General features: G+C 70.8%; 17 protein-coding genes. 11 read left to right on the top strand and 6 right to left on the bottom strand.

The window, feature by feature from the left end:
* Position 1: 1 nt before the first annotated feature.
* Positions 2-2,074: an MMPL family transporter gene (locus ACFO0C_RS33820; protein ID WP_378070826.1), complete on the bottom strand. Its 2,073-nt coding sequence runs from the start codon at positions 2,072-2,074 to the stop codon at positions 2-4.
* Between the two features lie 249 nt (positions 2,075-2,323).
* On the opposite strand from ACFO0C_RS33820, the gene ACFO0C_RS33815 reads away from it, so the two are divergent.
* The gene (locus tag ACFO0C_RS33815; RefSeq protein ID WP_378070825.1) at positions 2,324-3,523 is read left to right on the top strand and encodes a monooxygenase; all 1,200 of its coding nucleotides are present in this window, start codon (positions 2,324-2,326) and stop codon (positions 3,521-3,523) included.
* Here the strand turns inward: ACFO0C_RS33815 and ACFO0C_RS33810 are convergent.
* Positions 3,501-4,202: a response regulator gene (locus ACFO0C_RS33810; RefSeq protein WP_378070824.1), complete on the bottom strand. Its 702-nt coding sequence runs from the start codon at positions 4,200-4,202 to the stop codon at positions 3,501-3,503. The two genes, ACFO0C_RS33815 and ACFO0C_RS33810, sit on opposite strands and share 23 nt — an antisense overlap.
* A 218-nt stretch (positions 4,203-4,420) precedes the next feature.
* A complete protein-coding gene (locus ACFO0C_RS33805; protein ID WP_378070823.1) occupies positions 4,421-6,415 on the bottom strand; it encodes an amino acid transporter in 1,995 nt (664 codons plus the stop codon).
* Positions 6,416-6,688: 273 nt separating this feature from the next.
* On the opposite strand from ACFO0C_RS33805, the gene kdpF reads away from it, so the two are divergent.
* The 8 genes from kdpF to ACFO0C_RS33765 all read left to right on the top strand — a co-directional run bounded on the left by kdpF (position 6,689) and on the right by ACFO0C_RS33765 (position 16,107).
* The gene (kdpF, locus tag ACFO0C_RS33800; RefSeq protein ID WP_378070822.1) at positions 6,689-6,778 is read left to right on the top strand and encodes a K(+)-transporting ATPase subunit F; all 90 of its coding nucleotides are present in this window, start codon (positions 6,689-6,691) and stop codon (positions 6,776-6,778) included.
* A complete protein-coding gene (gene kdpA / locus ACFO0C_RS33795; protein WP_378070821.1) occupies positions 6,778-8,424 on the top strand; it encodes a potassium-transporting ATPase subunit KdpA in 1,647 nt (548 codons plus the stop codon). The genes kdpF and kdpA overlap by 1 nt, the downstream gene beginning before the upstream one ends.
* Positions 8,421-10,505, top strand: coding sequence for a potassium-transporting ATPase subunit KdpB (gene kdpB / locus ACFO0C_RS33790; protein WP_378070820.1), 2,085 nt, complete (start codon positions 8,421-8,423; stop codon positions 10,503-10,505). Before kdpA ends, kdpB begins: the two co-directional genes overlap by 4 nt.
* 5 nt (positions 10,506-10,510) lie before the next feature.
* On the top strand, positions 10,511-11,341 hold the full coding sequence (locus tag ACFO0C_RS33785; RefSeq protein WP_378070819.1) for a potassium-transporting ATPase subunit C: 831 nt from the start codon (positions 10,511-10,513) through the stop codon (positions 11,339-11,341).
* A 71-nt stretch (positions 11,342-11,412) separates the two neighbouring features.
* A complete protein-coding gene (locus tag ACFO0C_RS33780; RefSeq protein ID WP_378070818.1) occupies positions 11,413-13,896 on the top strand; it encodes a DUF4118 domain-containing protein in 2,484 nt (827 codons plus the stop codon).
* Entirely contained in the window at positions 13,893-14,570 is a 678-nt protein-coding gene (locus ACFO0C_RS33775; protein ID WP_378070817.1) for a response regulator, read from the top strand. Before ACFO0C_RS33780 ends, ACFO0C_RS33775 begins: the two co-directional genes overlap by 4 nt.
* A gap of 83 nt (positions 14,571-14,653) precedes the next feature.
* Entirely contained in the window at positions 14,654-15,196 is a 543-nt protein-coding gene (locus tag ACFO0C_RS33770) for a PAS domain-containing protein (RefSeq protein ID WP_378070816.1), read from the top strand.
* Positions 15,193-16,107 carry a methyl-accepting chemotaxis protein gene (locus ACFO0C_RS33765; RefSeq protein ID WP_378070815.1) on the top strand — a complete coding sequence of 305 codons (915 nt, stop codon included), beginning with the start codon at positions 15,193-15,195 and terminating at the stop codon, positions 16,105-16,107. Before ACFO0C_RS33770 ends, ACFO0C_RS33765 begins: the two co-directional genes overlap by 4 nt.
* Before the next feature lie 9 nt (positions 16,108-16,116).
* Here the strand turns inward: ACFO0C_RS33765 and ACFO0C_RS33760 are convergent, their stop codons facing one another.
* Genes ACFO0C_RS33760 through ACFO0C_RS33750 form a run of 3 tightly spaced genes read right to left on the bottom strand, consistent with a single transcriptional unit; the run spans position 16,117 to position 17,741 of the window.
* Positions 16,117-16,293, bottom strand: coding sequence for a hypothetical protein (locus tag ACFO0C_RS33760; protein ID WP_378070814.1), 177 nt, complete (start codon positions 16,291-16,293; stop codon positions 16,117-16,119).
* Between the two features lie 9 nt (positions 16,294-16,302).
* Positions 16,303-16,920 (bottom strand): class F sortase, encoded by a 618-nt coding sequence (locus ACFO0C_RS33755; RefSeq protein WP_378070813.1) that lies wholly within the window; start codon positions 16,918-16,920, stop codon positions 16,303-16,305.
* Positions 16,917-17,741 (bottom strand): DUF4397 domain-containing protein, encoded by an 825-nt coding sequence (locus ACFO0C_RS33750; protein ID WP_378070812.1) that lies wholly within the window; start codon positions 17,739-17,741, stop codon positions 16,917-16,919. Before ACFO0C_RS33750 ends, ACFO0C_RS33755 begins: the two co-directional genes overlap by 4 nt.
* A 152-nt stretch (positions 17,742-17,893) precedes the next feature.
* On the opposite strand from ACFO0C_RS33750, the gene ACFO0C_RS33745 reads away from it, so the two are divergent.
* Positions 17,894-18,472, top strand: a complete 579-nt coding sequence (locus ACFO0C_RS33745; RefSeq protein ID WP_378070811.1) for an RNA polymerase sigma factor — start codon at positions 17,894-17,896, stop codon at positions 18,470-18,472.
* Positions 18,426-19,124: an anti-sigma factor gene (locus tag ACFO0C_RS33740; protein ID WP_378070810.1), complete on the top strand. Its 699-nt coding sequence runs from the start codon at positions 18,426-18,428 to the stop codon at positions 19,122-19,124. Before ACFO0C_RS33745 ends, ACFO0C_RS33740 begins: the two co-directional genes overlap by 47 nt.
* Positions 19,125-19,134 lie beyond the last annotated feature (10 nt).

Below are 19,134 nucleotides of genomic sequence, written 5' to 3'. Positions count from 1 at the left end.
CTCACCGTTGCAGCGCGGGCTCCTGCTCCTCGGCGAGCGTGTGCCGATCGATCGCCGGCCCTGCCGCCGGACGCGACAACCGGCTCGGCCACCAGATCCGCCGGCCGATAAGGAGGGTGAGGGCGGGCACCAGCACCGACCGGACCAGCAGGGCGTCGAGCAGCACGCCGAAGGCGACCAGGAACCCGACCTCGACCAGCATCACCAGCGGAAGTGTGGTGAGGACCGCGAACGTGGCCGCCAGGACCAGCCCTGCCGAGGTGATGACGCCACCGGTGGCCGACAGGGCCTTCAGCATGCCCTCTCGGGTGCCGAGACGCGCGGTCTCCTCCCGAGCCCGGCTGGCCAGGAAGATGTTGTAGTCGACGCCGAGCGCCACCAGGAACAGGAATGCCAGCAGCGGCACCGAATAGTCGACACCTTTGAACCCGAGGATCGTGTCGAAGACGAACACGCTGCCGCCGAAGGCCGCCGCGAACGAGACGATCACCGTCGCCATCAGGACCAGCGGGGCCACGATCGCCCGCAACAGCAGCCCGAGGACGATCAGGACGACGGCGAGCACCAGCGGGATCACCCGTTTCTCGTCGCGGCTGGTGGTCACCTCGGTGTCGAGGTTCTCCGCGCTCGGCCCGCCGACGATCGCCTCCGCCCCGCTCACCGCGTGCACGGCGGTGCGCACCCGCTTGATCGTGTCGTACTCCGCGGCGGTGTCCGGCGCGTCGGCCGGAAACACGGAGATGTCGGCCCAGCCTCCGACCGTCTGGCCCGGGACCGCCTCGGCCACGCCCGGAGTGCGCTCGACGATGTCGACCACCTGCTCCTGGTACGCCGGCCGCGTATAGATCGTCATCGGCTGGCCGCCGAGTTCCGGGAAGTGCTGGCGCAGAACGGTGAACCCGGTGACCGACTCCGGCGCGGACAGGAACTGGTCCTGCTCCCGCAGGGCGCCGGTGTTACCCGTCAGACCCATGGCGAGCACGCCGAGGACTCCGAGCGAGCCGAGAGTGGCCACCCACCGTCGGCGGCTGACGGCGGTACCGAGCCGCCCCCACCGCCCCGGCTCGTCCTGCACGGTCGTGCTGAACCGCGGGATGGCCGGCCAGAAGACCCGCCTGCCGAGCACCACGAGCACCGCCGGGAACAGCGTCAGCATGGCCACCAGCGCGCACAGGATGCCGGCGGCACCGATCGGGCCCAGCCCGCTGGTGCTGTTCAGGTCCGCGACGAGCAGGCAGAGCAGGCCGGCGACCACGGTGGCCGCGGACGCGACAATGGCCGGCGCCGCGCCACGCAGCGCGTGGACCATCGCGACCTGGACGTTCTCGTAGTGGTGCAGCGTCTCCCGATAACGAGCGATGAGCAACAGCGCGTAGTCCGTGCCGACGCCGAACACCAGGATCGTCAGCAGCGCCGAGTTCTGGTCGTTGACCACGATGCCGAAGCCCTTGACGAGCAGGTAGACGGTCGCCATCGCGGTCAGTGCGGCCGCGCCCACGGCCACCAGCGGGACGAGCCACAACACCGGGCTGCGGTAGGTGAGGATGAGCAGGACCGTGACGACGAGGACCGTGGTGAGGAAGACCTGCAGGTCGATGCCGTCGAAGACGGCGTCCATGTCGCCGTCGATCGCGGCCGGGCCGGTCACGTCGAGTTCCAGGCCGGCAGGGCGGTCCTTCGCGGCGTCACGCAACGGGCCGACGATGGCCTCCGGTGCGCCGTAGGCCGTGCTCACGTCGAGGGTGAACATCATCGCCTTGCCCTCGGTGGAGAGCCTTGTCGCCGAGCCGTCGTCGTCCTCGCCGGCCGTCGTCTGCGGCGGGTACCGCTTGGCAAGGGTGTCGTAGTGGCGCTCGACCGTCGTGCGGTCGGCGTCGGTCATGCCGCCGGCGCGGTGGTACACGAAGAGGAACGTGTTGTCCTCACCGCCGGGGAGACTGTCCTCCAGCACGGCCACCTTGGTGGACTCGGCGCCGGCCGGCAGGGTGTCGACGGCCTTGTCGGTGGTGACCGAGCTCAACTTTCCGCTCAACGGCACCATGACCGCCGCCAGCGCCAGCCACAAGCCGATCACCAGCCATGGCACCCACCGGCCGGCCAACCGACCCGGCGGCGTTTTCCTGGGTGATGCTGCGTCGACTGACATCGAAAGCCTCCTACATACGCGTTGCATCGCTTGTCCGAGGCCGAATTCGTATCGAGTGAATCTGAGACGACCATTAATACGGCGCTCCGGCCAGTGGTACCGCGGTACCGCCCGTCTCACGGGAATGAGGACCGCGGTACGACGAAACAGCACGGAATCGGACCTAGCTTTCGAGTCATGACGAAACCTGATAACCCACTGCGGACATTCGGGGCGGCCGCCACGGCGCTGGTGACGGCGCTCGCCGTCGCCGCCTGCGGGTCGGACGCCGACAAGAATGCGGCGCCGGCCCCGGCCGGCCCGCACAGCGCTCACGCGGGCGGATCGTCGGCCCCACCACAGCCGCTGCGCGCCGGCGAACGGTTCGTCGACCTGAGGATGGCCGAGGCCTATACGCCCGTGCCGCCGGAGGGCGGCGGCACGGACGAGTACCGGTGCCAGATGATCGACCCGGCCCTGAGCAAGGCGGCGTTCCTGACCGGGACCCAGTTCACACCGGAGAACGTCGCCATCGCGCACCACGCCATCGTGTACGCGGTGCCGCCGGCCGGCGCTGCCGCAGTGCGTGAGCAGGACGAGAAGACCCCTGGCGTCGGCTGGCAGTGCTTCGGGGGGACCGGTGTGAAGGGTGCCGAGGTCGAAGAGGGGGAGGCGGCGTGGGTGGACACGTGGGCTCCGGGCGCCACGGAGACGCTGCTCGACCACGACGCCGGCTTCAAGCTGGAACCGGGCGGCCTGCTCGTCCTGCAGATCCACTACAACCTGCTGGCGACCGACGGCAAACCGGCCGGGCCGGACCGCTCAGCGGTGCGGCTGCGCCTGACGGACGGCACACCGAAGACCCGCGAACTCGAGACGTTGTCGGTCGACGCGCCGACCGACCTGCCCTGCTCCGCCGACGAGTCGGGTCCGCTCTGTGACCGGGCGGCCTCGATCGCGGACGTGACCAAGCGGTTCGGAGCGGATGTCGGTGAAATGGCGGACCGTCAGGTGGAGGAATGCGGCCAGAGCGCGCCGAAGCCCGGTGACGTCCAGACCTGCGACCACGAGGTGGAGGCGCCGATGACGCTGTTCGCCGGTTTCGGCCACATGCACATGCTCGGGCGAGCCTTGAAGGTCGAGCTCAACCCGGGGACACCGAAGGCCGCGATCCTGCTGGACGTGCCGCAGTTCGACTTCGACAACCAGCGGCTGGTACGACTGCCGGCGCCGGTGGACGTCGGTCCGGGAGACACGCTGAGGGTGACGTGCACGCACGACGCGGGCCTGCGCAAACAGGTGCCGCAACTGAAGAAGCTGCCGCCGCGCTACGTGGTGTGGGGCGACGGCACCAGCGACGAGATGTGCATCGGCATCATGACGGTCGCCCCCCGCTAGTACTGAGCAAGTGCTGAACCGGCCGGGTGAGTCTCAGGTCGTAGGCGAGGATGACGGCCTGGATCCGGTCCCGTGCGCCGATCTTGGCGAGAACCCGCCCGACGTGGGTCTTCACCGTCGACTCCGACAGCGTGAACCGTTGCGCGATCTCACCGTTGGTGAGGCCCTGACCGATCGCGACGAGAACCTCTCGTTCGCGGTCGGTCAGGACGCGCAGCCGGGGATCCCTGCGCACGGGTCCACAGGGATCGTCGTCGAGCCGGTCGGCGAACGCGTCGAGCAGCCGGCGAGTCACCGCCGGCGCGATCACCGCGTCCCCGGCGGCGACGGCCCGGATACCGGCGAGCAGCTCCTCCGGGCCGATGTCCTTGAGCAGGAAACCACTCGCCCCGGCCCGCAGCGCGGCGAACGCGTGCCGTTCCCCGTCCAACGTCGTCAGCACCAGGATCCGTGAGCGCCCACCGGCCGCGACGATGCGCCGGGTCGCCTCGATCCCGTCGACGCCCGGCATACGGATGTCCATCAGCACCACGTCGGGGCGCAGCTCGGTGATCTGCCGGACGGCCTCGGCGCCGGTGCCCGCCTCGCCGACCATCTCGGTGTCGGGGGTGCACTCCAGCAGCACACGAAACCCGAGACGCTGCAGCGGCTGGGCGTCCACCACGACCACAGAAATCACGAATGGCTGCCCTTCAGCGTCGAGACCCGCGTCACCCGGCGATGCCCAGTTCATACCGAGCGAACCTGAAACGACCGTTAGAAACGGCGCTCGGACGGACGCGCCCGGCAGCCGTACCGGGCTCATGCCGCTCTCTTCAGGCGCCTCCACGGTGGCGGACCGCGCGGGTTCCAAGCACCTGGAAGGTACGGAGGACCGCCTGCTGACGGGGTGACCGCTCAGGCCCCGACGTGGATGCCGGGACGGCGGTCCGGGTCGGGCTCGTGTTCCCGGATGATCTCGCGAGCCACGGGGGCCGTGTCGCCGCGGCCGAGCAGGAAGTAGCGGACCATGTGGACCAGCGGACTGCCCTCGGCCCAGGCGAAGTGGCAGTGCGGGCGTACCCCGGTGGTGTCGCGCAGGGCCAGCAGGATCGCGGCGATGGCGTTCGGTGCGGCGGGTGCGTCCGCCCGCAGGATCCGGTGGCCGTCGACCTCGACACCGTGGACGGTGAGGGTGTCACTGAACGCGGACGGATCGACGACGTCGATCTCCAGGAAGATCACGTCGGCGGTGCCGGGCACCGGATTGTCGCCGCGCTGCTCGCGTTCCTTGGCGGCGTACTCGGCGGCGTCGCCGGCCTGGCGACGGTTGGCGATCAGGTTGATCCGGCCGTCGTAGGCGATGGTGTCGGTGATGAAGCGGCGGGCGGCGTCGTCGAACTCGATGCGGTCGGCACGCAGCTCGGTGGTCCGCGACACACGGGAGATCAGCGAGACGACGATGATGCCGGCGATGAACATGGCCGAGATGGCCAGGCCGTCGGGCTTGTCGATGACGTTCTCGACCAGGGCGTAGGACAGGATCGCGGTCAGCAGCCCGAAACCGCTGCCGGCCAGCGGCTGCCCGGCCCGGAAGGCGGTGACGGTGACGGCGAACGCACCGGAGACCATCATCGCCAGAATGCCGGTGGCGTAGGCGCCGGCCTGGGCGTCGACGTCGGCGTCGAAGGCGATGGTGAGGACCACACTGATGACGGTGTAGACGAGCACGACCGGCCGGACCGCACGGCCCCACTCCGGAGCCATGCCGTAACCGGGCAGATAGCGGGGAACGATGTTGACCAGCCCGGCCATCGCCGACGCCCCGGCGAACCACAGGATGAGCACGGTGCTGATGTCGTAGACGGTGCCGAAGACCTCACCGAGGTGTTCGTGGGCCAGCCAGGCCAGGGCCCGGCCGTTGGCGGCACCGCCCTCGGCGAACTCCTCGGCGGGGATCAGCACGGTGGTGACCAGACTGCTGGCGAGCAGGTAGACGCTCATCACCAGCGCGGCACCGGTGAGCAGCTTGCGGGTGTTGTGGATGCGCGAGCGCAGCCGCTCCCGCTCGTCGCTGCCGGTCGCGGCGACCAGCGGCATCATGCTGACACCGGTCTCGAACCCGGACAGGCCCAGCACCAGCATCGGGAAGGCGAGCACCGCGGGCACGAGCAGGCCCCCGGCGCCGCCACCGCCCTCGGTGAGCGCCGTGGTCCACGCCGACCAGGCGCCCGGCGTCGTGACGATCTCGGCCACACCGGCGGCGATGATGATCGCGTTGAGGCCGAGGAACACCGCGACCAGGGGGATCGCGACGCTGACGGCCTCGCTGAAACCGAGCAGGAACACCCCGCCCAGAAGCAGGAGCAGGATGACGGTCAGCGTGACGGCGTGGCCGTGCAGGAACTGCGGGGCGTGCGGGTTCTCCAGCACGTGCAGGCTCGCGTCGGCCGCCGACAGCGTGATCGTGATGATCCACGAGGTGGCCACGAAGCCGAGCAGGACGAGCACGAAGACCTTGCCGCGCCAGAACGGCAGCAGCCGTTCGAGCATGGCCACCGAACCTGCGCCGTGCGGGCTCTCCTTGGCGACCCGCCGGTACATCGGCAGCATGCCGAGCAGGGTCAGCGCAACGATCAGCAGGGTGGCCAGCGGCGACACGGCGCCGGCGGCTGCGGCCGCGATCGCGGGCACGTAGGCGAGGCTGGAGAAGTAGTCGACGCCGGTCAGGCACATCACCTTCCACCAGGCGTGCTGTTCGGCGTGTGCCTCGCCGGCGGCCGGGCCGACCGGCTGGACCCGGTGCTTGAGCAGCCATGTCGCCAGGGTTCCGCCGCGCTGCGGGCGCTGGGCCGGGGTGTCCACGACCGCGGGGATCGCGTAGGCGGACGGCGTGTCGTCGGTGGTCGCCATGGCTCACTTCTCTGATGGTTCCGGTGGTCCCTCCCATGATCGGGGAGGCCACCGAGGGGTGCCCGTCGATGGGCGTCAAAAAAGCGTTAACAAAACCGCGGGCGGCGTACGGATCGCGTGAACAACCGTTTCCAGCCGCGCCACGGCGAGCTTTCCTGGCGGAGCAACATCCGAACCACCCTGGGAGTCCTCCGTGGCTGATCTTCTGTTCGTCCTGCTCACGGCGGTGCTGTTCGCAGCGCTGACCGTGCTGATCAAGGCGGTCGAACGCGGATGAACGCCGTCAACACCATCGGCCTGATCCTGGCCGTGCTCCTGGCCGCCTTCCTGGTGGCCGCCCTGCTCTTCCCGGAGAAATTCTGATGTCCGGCTGGCTCTTCGTACTGACCCTGGTCGCCGCCGTCGCGGCCGCCTACCGGCCCTTCGGCGACCACATGTACCGGGTGGTGACCGGGACCCGGCACAGCCTGGTGGAACGCGGCGTCTACCGGCTGGTCGGCGTCGACGCGGCCACCGGACAGACCTGGGGTGTCTACGCCCGCAGCGTCCTCGCGTTCTCCGCCGTCTCGATCCTCTTCCTCTACGCCTTCCTGCGGCTGCAGGACCGGCTGTGGCTGTCGCTCGGGCTGCCCGCCGTCGACAGCCACATCGCGTGGAACACCGCGGTCAGCTTCGTGACCAACACGAACTGGCAGGCCTACTCCGGTGAGTCCACGATGGGCCACCTGGTGCAGATGGCCGGCCTCGCGGTGCAGAACTTCGTCTCGGCGAGCGTCGGCATCGCCGTGGCGGTGGCGCTGATCCGCGGGTTCGCCGCCGGCCGGGCCGAGACACTGGGCAACTTCTGGGTCGACCTGACCCGTGTCACGCTGCGGATCCTGCTGCCGTTGTCGGTGCTGTTCGCGCTGGTTCTGATGGTCGGCGGAGTGGTGCAGAACCTGTCCGGGGGAGTGGACGTGACCACCCTGACCGGCGGTGCGCAGCACATCACCGGCGGCCCGGTCGCCTCCCAGGAGGCCATCAAGGAACTGGGTACCAACGGTGGCGGCTTCTACAACGCCAACTCGGCCCACCCATTCGAGAACCCGTCGGCCTGGACGAACTGGCTCCAGGTCGTCCTGATCCTGCTGATCCCGTTCAGCCTGCCCCGCGTCTTCGGCCGGATGGTCGGACAGAACCGGCAGGGCTACGCGATCGCCGCGGTCATGGCGATCCTCGCGCTCGGCAGCATCGCCCTGACCGTCGGTTTCGAGACGCACGGCGCCGGCACGGTCCCGCAGGCGGTCGGCGCGGCGATGGAGGGCAAGGAGACCCGTTTCGGCGTCGCGAACTCGGCCACCTTCGCGGCAGCGACGACGCTGACCTCGACCGGAGCGGTCAACTCGTTCCACGACTCGTACACCGCGCTCGGCGGCATGATGCCGATGGTCAACATGATGCTCGGCGAGGTCGCACCCGGCGGTGTCGGCTCCGGCCTCTACGGCATGCTGATCCTGGCGATCATCACGGTCTTCGTGGCCGGGCTGATGGTCGGGCGCACCCCGGAGTACCTCGGCAAGAAGATCCGCGCCCGCGAGATCAAGCTGGCATCGCTCTACTTCCTGGTCACGCCGCTGATCGTGCTCACCGGAACGGCCGCGGCGTTCGCGACGGGCAACGCCGCCACCGCGCTCAACGCCGGTCCGCACGGACTCTCCGAGGTGTTGTACGCGTTCACCAGCGCCGGCAACAACAACGGCTCCGCGTTCGCCGGCATCACGGTGAACACGCCCTGGTGGGACACCGCACTCGGACTGGCCATGCTGCTCGGCCGGTTCCTGCCGGTGGTCCTCGTCCTCGCGCTCGCCGGATCACTCGCCGGCCAGCAGCCGGTCCCCGCCTCCGCGGGCACCCTGCCCACCCACCGGCCCCTGTTCGTCGGCATGGTCGCCGGCGTGACAGTGGTCCTGGTCGCCCTCACCTTCCTGCCCGCACTCGCTCTCGGACCCCTCGCGGAGGGCCTCGCATGACCACCCCACTTCTCGACAGACCGCAGGCCACCGCACCGATCCGGGCCGGTCTCGCCGACCGCCGCCAGTTCGGCTCGGCACTGCCCGGCGCCGTGCGCAAACTCGACCCGCGCGTCATGTGGTGCAACCCGGTGATGTTCATCGTCGAGGTCGGCGCCGTCTTCACCACCGTCCTGTCGATCGCCGACCCGAGCCTGTTCGCCTGGGCGGTCACGATCTGGCTGTGGCTGACCGTCCTCTTCGCGAACCTGGCCGAAGCCGTCGCCGAGGGCCGCGGCAAAGCACAGGCCGCCGCCCTGCGGTCGGCGAAACAGGACACCGTCGCGCACCTCGAGGACGGCCGGGACCTGCCGGCGACCGCACTCCAGCGCGGCGACGTCGTCGTGGTCGAGGCAGGGCAGATCATCCCGGGCGACGGTGACGTCGTCGAGGGCATCGCCAGCGTCGACGAGTCGGCCATCACCGGTGAGTCGGCGCCGGTGATCCGCGAGTCCGGCGGCGACCGGTCGGCGGTCACCGGCGGCACGAAGGTGCTGTCCGACCGGATCGTCGTGCGGATCACCCAGAAGCCCGGCGAGAGCTTCGTCGACCGGATGATCGCCCTGGTCGAGGGCGCGAACCGGCAGAAGACCCCGAACGAGATCGCGCTCAACATCCTGCTCGCCGCGCTGACGATCATCTTCCTGCTGGCCGTCGTCACGCTGCAGCCGCTGGCGATCTACTCGAAGGCGTTCCAGGCGGCGGCGCCGGACACCGCGGCGATCGACGGCAACGGCGTCACCGGCATCGTGCTCGTGTCGCTGCTGGTCTGCCTCATCCCGACGACGATCGGTGCGCTGCTGTCGGCGATCGGCATCGCGGGCATGGACCGGCTGGTGCAGCGCAACGTCCTGGCGATGAGCGGCCGGGCGGTCGAGGCGGCCGGCGACGTCAGCACGCTCCTGCTGGACAAGACGGGGACGATCACTTTCGGGAATCGGCAGGCGGCGGAGTTCGTACCGCTGGATGGTGTGGATCGTCCGGCTCTCGCCGAGGCCGCACAGCTCGCCAGTCTCGCCGACGAGACGCCCGAGGGACGGTCGGTGGTGGCGCTGGCCGGGACCGAGTACGGGCTGCCGGAACGCGAACCGGGCCGGATGAGCGACGCGACGTTCGTGCCGTTCACCGCGCAGACCCGGATGAGCGGCGTCGATCTGGGCGACCGGAGGATCCGCAAGGGCGCCGCCGCCTCGGTGATCAAATGGGTCCGGGCCAACGGCGGGCATCCGCCCGAGCAGGTCGGCGAGATCGTCGACGCGATCAGCGGCTCCGGCGGCACACCCCTGGTGGTGGCCGACAACGATCAGGTACTCGGGGTGATCCACCTCAAGGACGTGGTCAAGCCGGGGATGCGCGAGCGGTTCGCCGAGATGCGGCGGATGGGCATCCGCACCATCATGATCACCGGCGACAACCCGCGGACGGCCGCAGCGATCGCCGCCGAGGCCGGCGTCGACGACTTCCTCGCCGAGGCCACCCCGGAGGACAAACTCGCCCTCATCCGGCGCGAACAGCAGGGCGGCCGGCTGGTCGCCATGACCGGGGACGGTACGAACGACGCGCCCGCCCTCGCACAGGCCGACGTCGGCGTCGCCATGAACACCGGGACCTCGGCCGCCAAAGAGGCCGGGAACATGGTCGACCTCGACTCCGACCCGACGAAACTCATCGAGATCGTCGAGATCGGCAAGCAGCTTCTGATCACCCGCGGCGCGCTGACGACGTTCTCCATCGCCAACGACGTCGCCAAGTACTTCGCGATCATCCCGGCCATGTTCGCGGCCGTCTACCCGGGCCTGGACACCCTCAACGTCATGCGGCTGCACTCGCCCGGCTCGGCGATCCTGTCCGCCGTCGTGTTCAACGCCATCGTGATCGTCTTCCTGATCCCGCTGGCCCTGCGCGGCGTCCGGTACCGGCCCTCGTCGGCGAGTCAGCTGCTCGGCCGCAACCTGCTGATCTACGGGCTCGGCGGCGTGATCGCCCCGTTCCTCGGCATCAAACTCATCGACCTGCTCCTCCAGTTCATCCCCGGGATCTGATCAGAATGCGACTTCCCGCCTGGCTCGCCCAGCATCTCGCCGCGCTGCGTGCGCTGCTCGTCCTCACCGTCGTCCTCGGCCTGGCCTACCCGCTGCTGCTCGTCGGCGCCGGCCGGATCCCCGGACTGTCCGACAAGGCCACCGGGTCGATGACACCGGTCGGCAGCACCCTGATCGGCCAGTCCTTCACCGGCGCCGACGGCGATCCGGTCCCCGGATATTTCCAGTCCCGCCCGTCGGCGGCCGGTGACGGCTACGACCCCACCGCGACCGCGGCCAGCAACCTCGGCCCGGAGGACGTCGTCGACACACCCGGCCGGGCGAGCCTGCTCACCCAGGTCTGCGCCCGCAGCCTCGCCGTCGGCGAGCTCGAAGGTGTCGACGGCCGCCGGCCCTACTGCACCACCGACGGCGTCGGCGCGGTCCTCGCGGTCTTCCGCGAGCACGGGTTCACCGGGCCGGTCACCCGGGTCGTCTCGGTCAACCAGACCGGCACCCCGTTCCTGGCCACCTACCAGGGCGTCACCGTGGAACCCGCGCAGACCGGGCAGGACTACCGGGCCCTCGGCGCGGTGATCACCCCGGTCCGCGGGGACGCACCCGCCGATCCGGTGGTGCCGGCCGACGCGGTCACCGCCAGCGGCAGCGGCCTCGACCCGGACATCAGTCCCGCCTACGCCGACCTGCAGGTTCCCCGGATCGCCCGGGAACGGGGCCTCGACCCGGGCCGGGTGCGTGCGCTGATCGCCGAACACACCACCGGACGTGCCCTAGGCTTCCTCGGCGAGCCGGGCGTCAACGTCCTCGAACTCAACCTGGCGCTGGACGGCAGGTGACCGGACGCGGCCGGCCCGGGACCCGTGCTCCCGGGCCGGCCGGCTCCCCACGAGCGGAAGAGTGGTCCTACATGCCTCGCGGTGAACTGCGGATCCACCTCGGCGCGGCACCGGGTGTCGGCAAGACGTACACCATGCTCGAAGAAGCCCACCGCCGTGCCGAACGCGGCACCGACGTGGTGGTCGCCCTGGTCGAGACCCACGGGCGCAAGCACACCGCCGCCATGCTCGGTGACCTCGAACTGATACCCCGCCGCGAGATGACCTACCGCGGGGCCGCGTTCACCGAGATGGACCTCGACGCCGTCCTGCGGCGCCGCCCCGAGATCGCCGTCGTCGACGAGCTGGCCCACACCAACGTCCCCGGCTCCCGCAACGCCAAACGCTGGCAGGACGTCGAGGAACTCCTCGACGCCGGCATCAGCGTGCTCACCACCGTCAACATCCAGCACCTGGAGTCACTCAACGACGTCGTCGCCCGAATCACCGGCGCCGAACAACGCGAGACCGTGCCCGACGCGATCGTCCGTGCCGCCGAGCAGGTCGAACTCGTCGACATGACGCCCGAGGCGCTGCGCCGCCGGATGGCACACGGCAACATCTACCGCCCCGAGAAGATCGACGCCGCCCTCGGCAACTACTTCCGTACCGGCAACCTCACCGCCCTGCGGGAACTCGCCCTGCTGTGGCTCGCAGACACGGTCGAGGACCAGCTCGACAAGTACCGCGCCGACCACGCCATCGACTCCACCTGGGAGACCCGGGAACGGGTCGTGGTCGCCCTGACCGGCGGACGGGAGGGCGACACCCTCATCCGCCGGGCGTCGCGCATCGCCGCCCGTACCAAAGGCGCCGATCTCATGGCCGTGCACGTGGCCCGCAGCGACGGCCTGGCCGGTGCCGACCCGGCCGCCCTCGCCCGCCAGCGCGTCCTGGTGGAGAGCCTCGGCGGCAGCTACCACCAGGTCATCGGCACCGACATCCCACAGGCGCTGCTCGACTTCGCCCGCGGCGCCAACGCCACCCAGATCGTGCTCGGTGCCTCCAGCCGCGGCCGCTTCGCGCAACTGTTCTCCGCCGGCGTCGGCGTCACCACGATCGCCCGGTCCGGCTCCATCGACGTGCACCTGGTCACCCACGAACGCGCCGGTCAGGGCCGCCGACGGGGCCCGATCCCGGAGGCCCTCTCCCGCGGCCGCCGTACCGCCGGGTTCCTCACCGCACTGATCGGCCTGCCACTGCTGGTCGCGGGACTCAAAGCCGGCCCGCACCTGTCGCTCACCAACGACATCCTGCTGTGCCTCGTCGCGGTCGTCGGCGTCGCCCTGATCGGCGGACTCTGGCCGGCCCTGCTCGCCGCCGTCGGCGGGTCCCTGCTGCTGAACTGGTTCTTCACCCCGCCGTACGGCCGGTTCACCATCGCCGAGGTCGAGAACCTCCTCGCCCTGGCGATCTTCGTGACCGTCGCCGTCGCCGTCAGCTGGGTCGTCGACACCGCCGCCCGCAAGACCCGCCAGGCGGCACGGGCCTCCGCCGACGCACAGACCCTGGCCACCGTCGCCGGCAGCGTCCTGCGCGGCGAACGCCCCCTGATCGCCCTGCTCGACCGGCTCCGCGAGACCTTCGCCCTCGACTCGGTCACCCTGCTCGACGACGGCACCGTCGTCGCCGCCGTCGGCCACCCGGCCTGCACGCGGCCCGCCGACGCCGACGACGAGGTCAAAGCCGGCGACGACCTGACCGTCCTGCTGCGCGGGCACGCCCTGGAGGCCGCCGACCGGCGCATCGTCGAAGCCTTCGCCGCCCAAGCCGCCGTCGCGCTCAAACAGGAACGCCTCGCCACCGAGGCCGCCACCGCCAAACCCCTCGCCGAGGCCAACAAGCTGCGCACCGCCCTGCTCGCCGCGGTCAGCCACGACCTGCGTACGCCGTTGGCCGCCGCCACCGCAGCCGTCGCCGGCCTGCGCAGCCGCGACATCGAACTCGACGACGAGGACCGCGAGGAACTCCTGGCCACCACCGACGAATCGCTGGGCCGCCTCGACCGGCTGGTGGCCAACCTCCTCGACATGAGCCGCCTGCAAACCGGTGCCCTCGGCATCGCCGTCATCGACATCGGCGCCGAAGAAGTCCTCCCGCTCGCCCTCGACGACATCGGCCCCGCAGGCCGGCAGATCAGCGTGCACGTCCCCGACGACCTGCCCACCCTGCGCGCCGACCCCGGACTCCTCGAACGGGTCCTGGTCAACCTGATCAGCAACGCCCTGCGCTACAGCCCGCCCGGACATCCACCCGTCATCACCGGCAGCAGCCACGGCGACACCGTCGAACTCCGTGTCATCGACCAGGGCCCCGGCATCCCGCACGACCGGTGGGACGACGTCTTCCTGCCCTTCCAGCGCCTCGGCGACCGCGACAACCACACCGGGGTGGGCCTCGGCCTGGCCCTGTCACGCGGACTCACCGAGGCCATGGGCGGCACCCTCACCCCCGACGAGACCCCCGGAGGCGGACTCACCATGATCCTCGCCCTGCCCGCGGGCGGCCCGGCGTGACCCGCGTCCTCGTCGTCGACGACGAACCGCAGATCGTGCGGGCCCTGCGCATCAACCTCAAGGCCCGCGGATACACCGTCGACACCGCACCCGACGCCACCTCGGCCCTGCACCACGCCGCCCGGCACCACCCCGACCTCGTCGTCCTCGACCTCGGCCTGCCCGACATGGACGGCACCGAGGTGGTCCGTGGCCTGCGTGGCTGGACCACCGTGCCGATCATCGTGCTCTCCGGGCGGGCCGGCAGCCTCGACAAGGTCGAAGCCCTCGACGCCGGCGCCGACGACTACATCACCAAACCCTTCGGCATCGACGAACTCCTCGCCCGGATCCGGGCCGTCACCCGCCGGGCCCAGCCGGCCGACGACACCGGCCCACGGGTCCTCATCGGCGAGTACACCGTCGACCTCGCCGCCCGCGAGGTCACCGGCCCCGGCGCCGACGTGCGGCTCACCCCCACCGAGTGGCAGCTGCTCGACCATCTGCTGCGCCACCCCGGCAAACTCGTCAGCCAGCAGGCCCTGCTGCGCGAGGTGTGGGGACCCGAGTACCGCAACGAGAGCAGCTACCTGCGCCAGTACATGGCCCGGCTGCGCCGCAAACTCGAAACCGACCCGGCCCGGCCCCGCCACCTGATCACCGAACCCGGCATGGGCTACCGGTTCCGGCCGTGAAACCGGCACCGGATCTCGGGACCTTGTCCTCTTTTCTCGGTGAAACGGCCTGGCCGGGCCATCCGGGCGGCGACCATGGCGGGATGAGAGCGTCGGCCGTTGTGCCGTCCGGCGTCGAGCGGACGTTCGACGAGGACGAGATCATCGTCACCAAGACCGATACCAAGGGCGTCCTCACGTACGCCAACAAGGTCTTCCTGCGGGTGTCCGCGCTGAGCGAAGCGGAAGCGATCGGCAGACCGCACAGCCTGATCCGGCATCCGGAGATGCCCCGGGCGGTCTTCAAGCTGCTGTGGGACAGCCTGCAGGCGCGCCAGGAACTGTTCGCCTACGTGGTGAATCTCGCGGCCGACGGCGCCCACTACTGGGTGCTGGCGCACGTGACGCCGTCGCTGGACGCGCGCGGCCAGGTGGTCGGCTACCACTCCAGCCGGCGCCGGCCGGAGAGGGCGGCGGTCGACGCGGCGCAGGAGCTGTACGGGCGGCTGCGCGCCGAGGAACGGCGGCATCCCGGCTCCAAGGAGGGACTCGACGCGTCCTGGGCGATGCTGCAGGAGACGCTCGGCTCCCGCGGGCAGACGTACGACCAGTTCGTGTGGGAACTGACGAATGCGATCGCGGTGTGAGCCGGCGAGGCGGTGAACCGCAGGCACCGGGACCGGACCCGCTGGAGCTGATCGCGCTGGTGTGCGAGGAGGCGGCGGCCGGCGACTTCGAGCACCGGGTGCCGCGGATCGGGGACGGGCCGCACGCCGAACGGGCCCGCGACGCGGTCAACAGCCTGCTCGACGTGACCGACGCGTTCGTCCGGGAGTCCGGTGCGGCGCTGGCCGCGGCCGCCGAGGGCCGGTACCACCGGCGGTTCCTGACCCGGGGCATGCGCGGGGCGTACCGGAACGCGGCCGCGCAGATCTCGCACTCCGGGGCGCAGATGAGCGAGGCCGCCGACCGGGTGGAACAGGCCGCACACGCCCGGCTGGCGCTGGCCGACTCGCTGGAGTCGGCGGTGCTGACGGTGTCCGAGCAGGTGGCGACGGCGGCCACCGAGATGGGCGCGTCGGCGAACGGCCTGGCGGACTTCGCGCGGGCGGCGGTCGGTGGCGCCGAGCAGGGCCTGAGCACGGTGACGCAGCTGCGCAGCTCCTCGGATCAGATCCGCAGGGCCGTCGACCTGATCAACCGGGTGGCCGCGCAGACCCGGCTGCTGGCGCTCAACGCGACCATCGAAGCGGCGCGGGCCGGCGAGGCCGGTCGCGGGTTCAGCGTGGTCGCCAACGAGGTGAAGACGCTGGCCACCGAGACCAGCGGCTCCAGCGAGGAGATCCTGGCACAGGTCAACACGGTGCAGCAGTCGGCGGCCGACGCGGTGCGGGTGCTGGAGGAGGTGACCGCCAGCATCCGGGAGATGAGCCGCCTCGTCGACGGGATCGCCAACGCCGTCGACGGCGGCGGCGACCAGGACCAGGCCGGGCTCGCCCAACTGGCCGAGGTGCTGCGCGGCGAGGTCAACCGGTTCGTCACCACGGCCCGGCAGTGAGCCGGCCGCCTACGGCCCGGTCGCGGAGGCAAGCGTCTCGGCCCACCGGCGGGCGCGGTCCAGCCCGCCGTCGAGCAGCGGGCCGGTCATCCCGGCGACGATGCCACCGGCCACGACGAGCCGGGACACGACCGCGCTCCCGGGCCACCGCAGCCGTCCGCGGCAGTCGGCGAACCAGGCCCGCATCCACCCGGACTACGCCGTAACCGCTGTGACGACCACGTTGTCGCGGTAGTGGCGGGTCCGGGTGTCGAACGGCCCGCCGCAGGTGATCAGGGTGAGCCGTACGACACCGTCCCGGGCGAAGTACTCGTCCAGCGGGACGGCCGTCTTGCGGTAACGCTTGCGGGCGGTCACCTCGAACGTCCGTTCGCGGCCACCGGGCCCGACCAGGGTGACCTCGTCGCCGGACTCCAGTTCGCCGAGCCGGAAGAACGCGCCCTTCCCCTGGTCGGCCGCGTCGACGTGCCCGGCGATGACGATCGAGCCGGCCGACGCGTTGTAGCCGGGACCGAACCGGTACCAGCCGACCCGATCGACATCCGCGGGCACCGCGAACTCGCCGGTCCCGGTGTCGACGCCGACCGCCTCCACCACGGCGTCCAGGCCGACGGCGGGGATCCGCAGCCGAGCCGGCGCCACCGTGGGTGCCGTCGAGGGCACGGTTCCGGCGACGACGGGCGTCGGTGCGGACGAGGCCGCCGGCGGCGTACCGAAATCGTCGCTTGTTGAAGATCGGCAGGCCGCCACCGTCGAAGCCGTGGTCAGGGCCGTGCCCAGAACAGTGATGAGCACGGCCCTGCGGATGCTCATCGACGGCTGGTGATCACTCGGGTGAGGCCGAACAGGGCCAGCAGGATCCCGAGAGCGCCGACGCCGTACCAGACCGTGCTCACACCGCTGTCGGCCGCACCACCGGAACCGCTGGGCACCGAGCCCGGCGCCGAGTGCAGCCCGTCGATCGTCTGCGTCACCAGGCCGAGGGTCTTGTCGTCGGCCGAGCCGACCGCGTACACGACGGTCGCGGTGCCTTCGGCCAGGTCGAGGTCGGCCGGGCCGAGGACCACGGTGTCGCCACCGGCCAGCACCACGTCGGCCGAGACGGTTCCGGCGTCGACGTCGGCCTTGCCCTCCTTGCCGTTGGTCACGCCCTCGAAGACCGGCCGGCCTCCGGCGCGGATGTCGACCGCCGGGGCGGCGGCGGTGTGCCGCACGATCAGCCGGGCCTTGCCGGCGGCCAGCTTGGCGGTGTCGTTGACGAACGGTGTCAGCGTCGGTTTGCCGTCCGCGCTCAGGTGGGCGACCAGGCTGAGGTTCGCGTCGCCGGGCACGTCGGCGTCGTCGACGGTCAGCAGCGCGTCGCCGATCGCGTCGCCGGGCTTGGTGAGCGCGATGTCGTACTGCCCGGCCGGCAGGCTCAGCGGGCCGGCGACCTTGCCCGGCGCGAAGTCCGCGATGGTCTTCTCACCGTTGACGTAGACGTCCACCGGCTGGCCCGGGATTCCGTGCACGACCGAGACCTGCGAGTTCGCCTTCGCGAAGGCGGGACCGGCGGTGACGGCTCCGCCGGCGCCGAGGGCGATCATGGTGACGGCGCCGAGTGCGGCAGCGCGGTGAAGGTGGGGGATGCGCATCGAAACTCCTCGAGGATCATCGTTTCGGGTACGCCCGTTCCTTCGACGTGGCCACCGGGGATGGATGCGGATCCGGATGTGAGCAATCTCGTGCATCCGAACGGCGCCCGCCGAGCGAAGTAGCAAGAAGGACAGGCGGAGAAAGGAGGTCGATGAGTTCCGACGACGAACTCGCCGAGCGGTTACGCGCCGGCGACGAGAACGCTTTACGGGCGGCCTACGACCAGCACGGCGCATCCGTGCTGTATCTGGCTCAGCGCATGCTGGGCAACCGGGCCGATGCCGAGGACGTCACCCAGGTGACGTTCGTGGCGGCCTGGGCGGGCCGGGACACGTTCGACCCGGGGCGTGGCACGATCCTGAGCTGGTTGCTGGGGATCGCGCGGCGCAAGGCAGTCGACCGGTTGCGGTCGGCGGCACGCGACGACCGGGTCACCGAGACGGTACGCACACAACTCACCGAACCGGACACACCGGAGACCCCGGAACGGATCGTCGACCGGATAGTCGTGGCCGACGAGCTGGGCCGGCTGCCCGCCGACCAGCGGAAAACCTTGGAGCTGGCCTTCTTCGACGATCTCACTCATCCCCAGATAGCGGCCGTGACCGGACTTCCCGTCGGTACGGTCAAGAGCCATATCCGGCGTGGAATGGCGAACCTGCGACGTCGTTGGGAGGTGGACGGTGCAGCATTTGGATCCCGATCGGCTGGTCCTTCTCGCGCTCTCTGAGGAACATGAGGACGCGATCGAGTCGGAGCACCTGGCGCACTGCACCGGCTGCCGGCTCGACCTGGACTCCTTGCGTACCGTCGCCGAGCTGGGCGCCGAAGGACACGAACTGCGCGACCTGCCGCCGCCGCCGGAGCAGGTCTGGCACGCCATCGAGGCGGCGATCACGCGGCCGGCACCGCCGGTGACCGACCTCGCCGACCGGCGTGCCCGGGCCCGCCCGAGGCGGTCCCGCTGGATCGCGCCGCTGATCACCGCCGCGGCGGCAGCGGTGCTGGCGGTGGCCGGGACGGTGGCGATCGACCGGGCCCCGGCCGAGCAGGTGACGGCACGTGCGACGCTCGCGCCGTTGCCGACGGTGCCGGCGGACGCGGGCGGGAAAGTCAGTGTGCTGTCCGACCGGATGCTGCGCATCGACGTCCGTAACCTGCCGCTGACCACCGGATTCCACGAGGTGTGGCTCATCGACCCGGACGATCCGACCAGGATGATCGCCCTCGGCAACCTGGCCGACCGGCCGGACGTGGTGCTACCGGTCCCGGCCGGTACCGACCTCAACCGGTACCGGCTGGTCGACGTCAGCGACGAACCGCACGACGGCGACGCGACGCACTCCGGCCGCAGCCTGCTGCGCGGAACGCTGACGAAATAGAACCGATGCG

It is taken from the genome of Actinoplanes subglobosus (assembly GCF_042650585.1).
Classification (GTDB): Bacteria; Actinomycetota; Actinomycetes; order Mycobacteriales; family Micromonosporaceae; genus Actinoplanes; species Actinoplanes subglobosus.
Note: the sequence above shows the minus strand (reverse complement) of the source record. Positions and strands in the feature narration are given on the sequence as shown.

Coding starts and splice junctions, on each gene's coding strand:
- ACFO0C_RS33815 (WP_378070825.1), top strand. CDS start 2,324: ATGACGAAACCTGATAACCCACTGCGGACATTCGGGGCGGCCGCCACG.
- ACFO0C_RS33805 (WP_378070823.1), bottom strand. CDS start 6,415: ATGGCGACCACCGACGACACGCCGTCCGCCTACGCGATCCCCGCGGTC.
- kdpF (WP_378070822.1), top strand. CDS start 6,689: ATGAACGCCGTCAACACCATCGGCCTGATCCTGGCCGTGCTCCTGGCC.
- kdpA (WP_378070821.1), top strand. CDS start 6,778: ATGTCCGGCTGGCTCTTCGTACTGACCCTGGTCGCCGCCGTCGCGGCC.
- kdpB (WP_378070820.1), top strand. CDS start 8,421: ATGACCACCCCACTTCTCGACAGACCGCAGGCCACCGCACCGATCCGG.
- ACFO0C_RS33785 (WP_378070819.1), top strand. CDS start 10,511: ATGCGACTTCCCGCCTGGCTCGCCCAGCATCTCGCCGCGCTGCGTGCG.
- ACFO0C_RS33780 (WP_378070818.1), top strand. CDS start 11,413: ATGCCTCGCGGTGAACTGCGGATCCACCTCGGCGCGGCACCGGGTGTC.
- ACFO0C_RS33770 (WP_378070816.1), top strand. CDS start 14,654: ATGAGAGCGTCGGCCGTTGTGCCGTCCGGCGTCGAGCGGACGTTCGAC.
- ACFO0C_RS33760 (WP_378070814.1), bottom strand. CDS start 16,293: ATGCGGGCCTGGTTCGCCGACTGCCGCGGACGGCTGCGGTGGCCCGGG.
- ACFO0C_RS33755 (WP_378070813.1), bottom strand. CDS start 16,920: ATGAGCATCCGCAGGGCCGTGCTCATCACTGTTCTGGGCACGGCCCTG.
- ACFO0C_RS33750 (WP_378070812.1), bottom strand. CDS start 17,741: ATGCGCATCCCCCACCTTCACCGCGCTGCCGCACTCGGCGCCGTCACC.
- ACFO0C_RS33745 (WP_378070811.1), top strand. CDS start 17,894: ATGAGTTCCGACGACGAACTCGCCGAGCGGTTACGCGCCGGCGACGAG.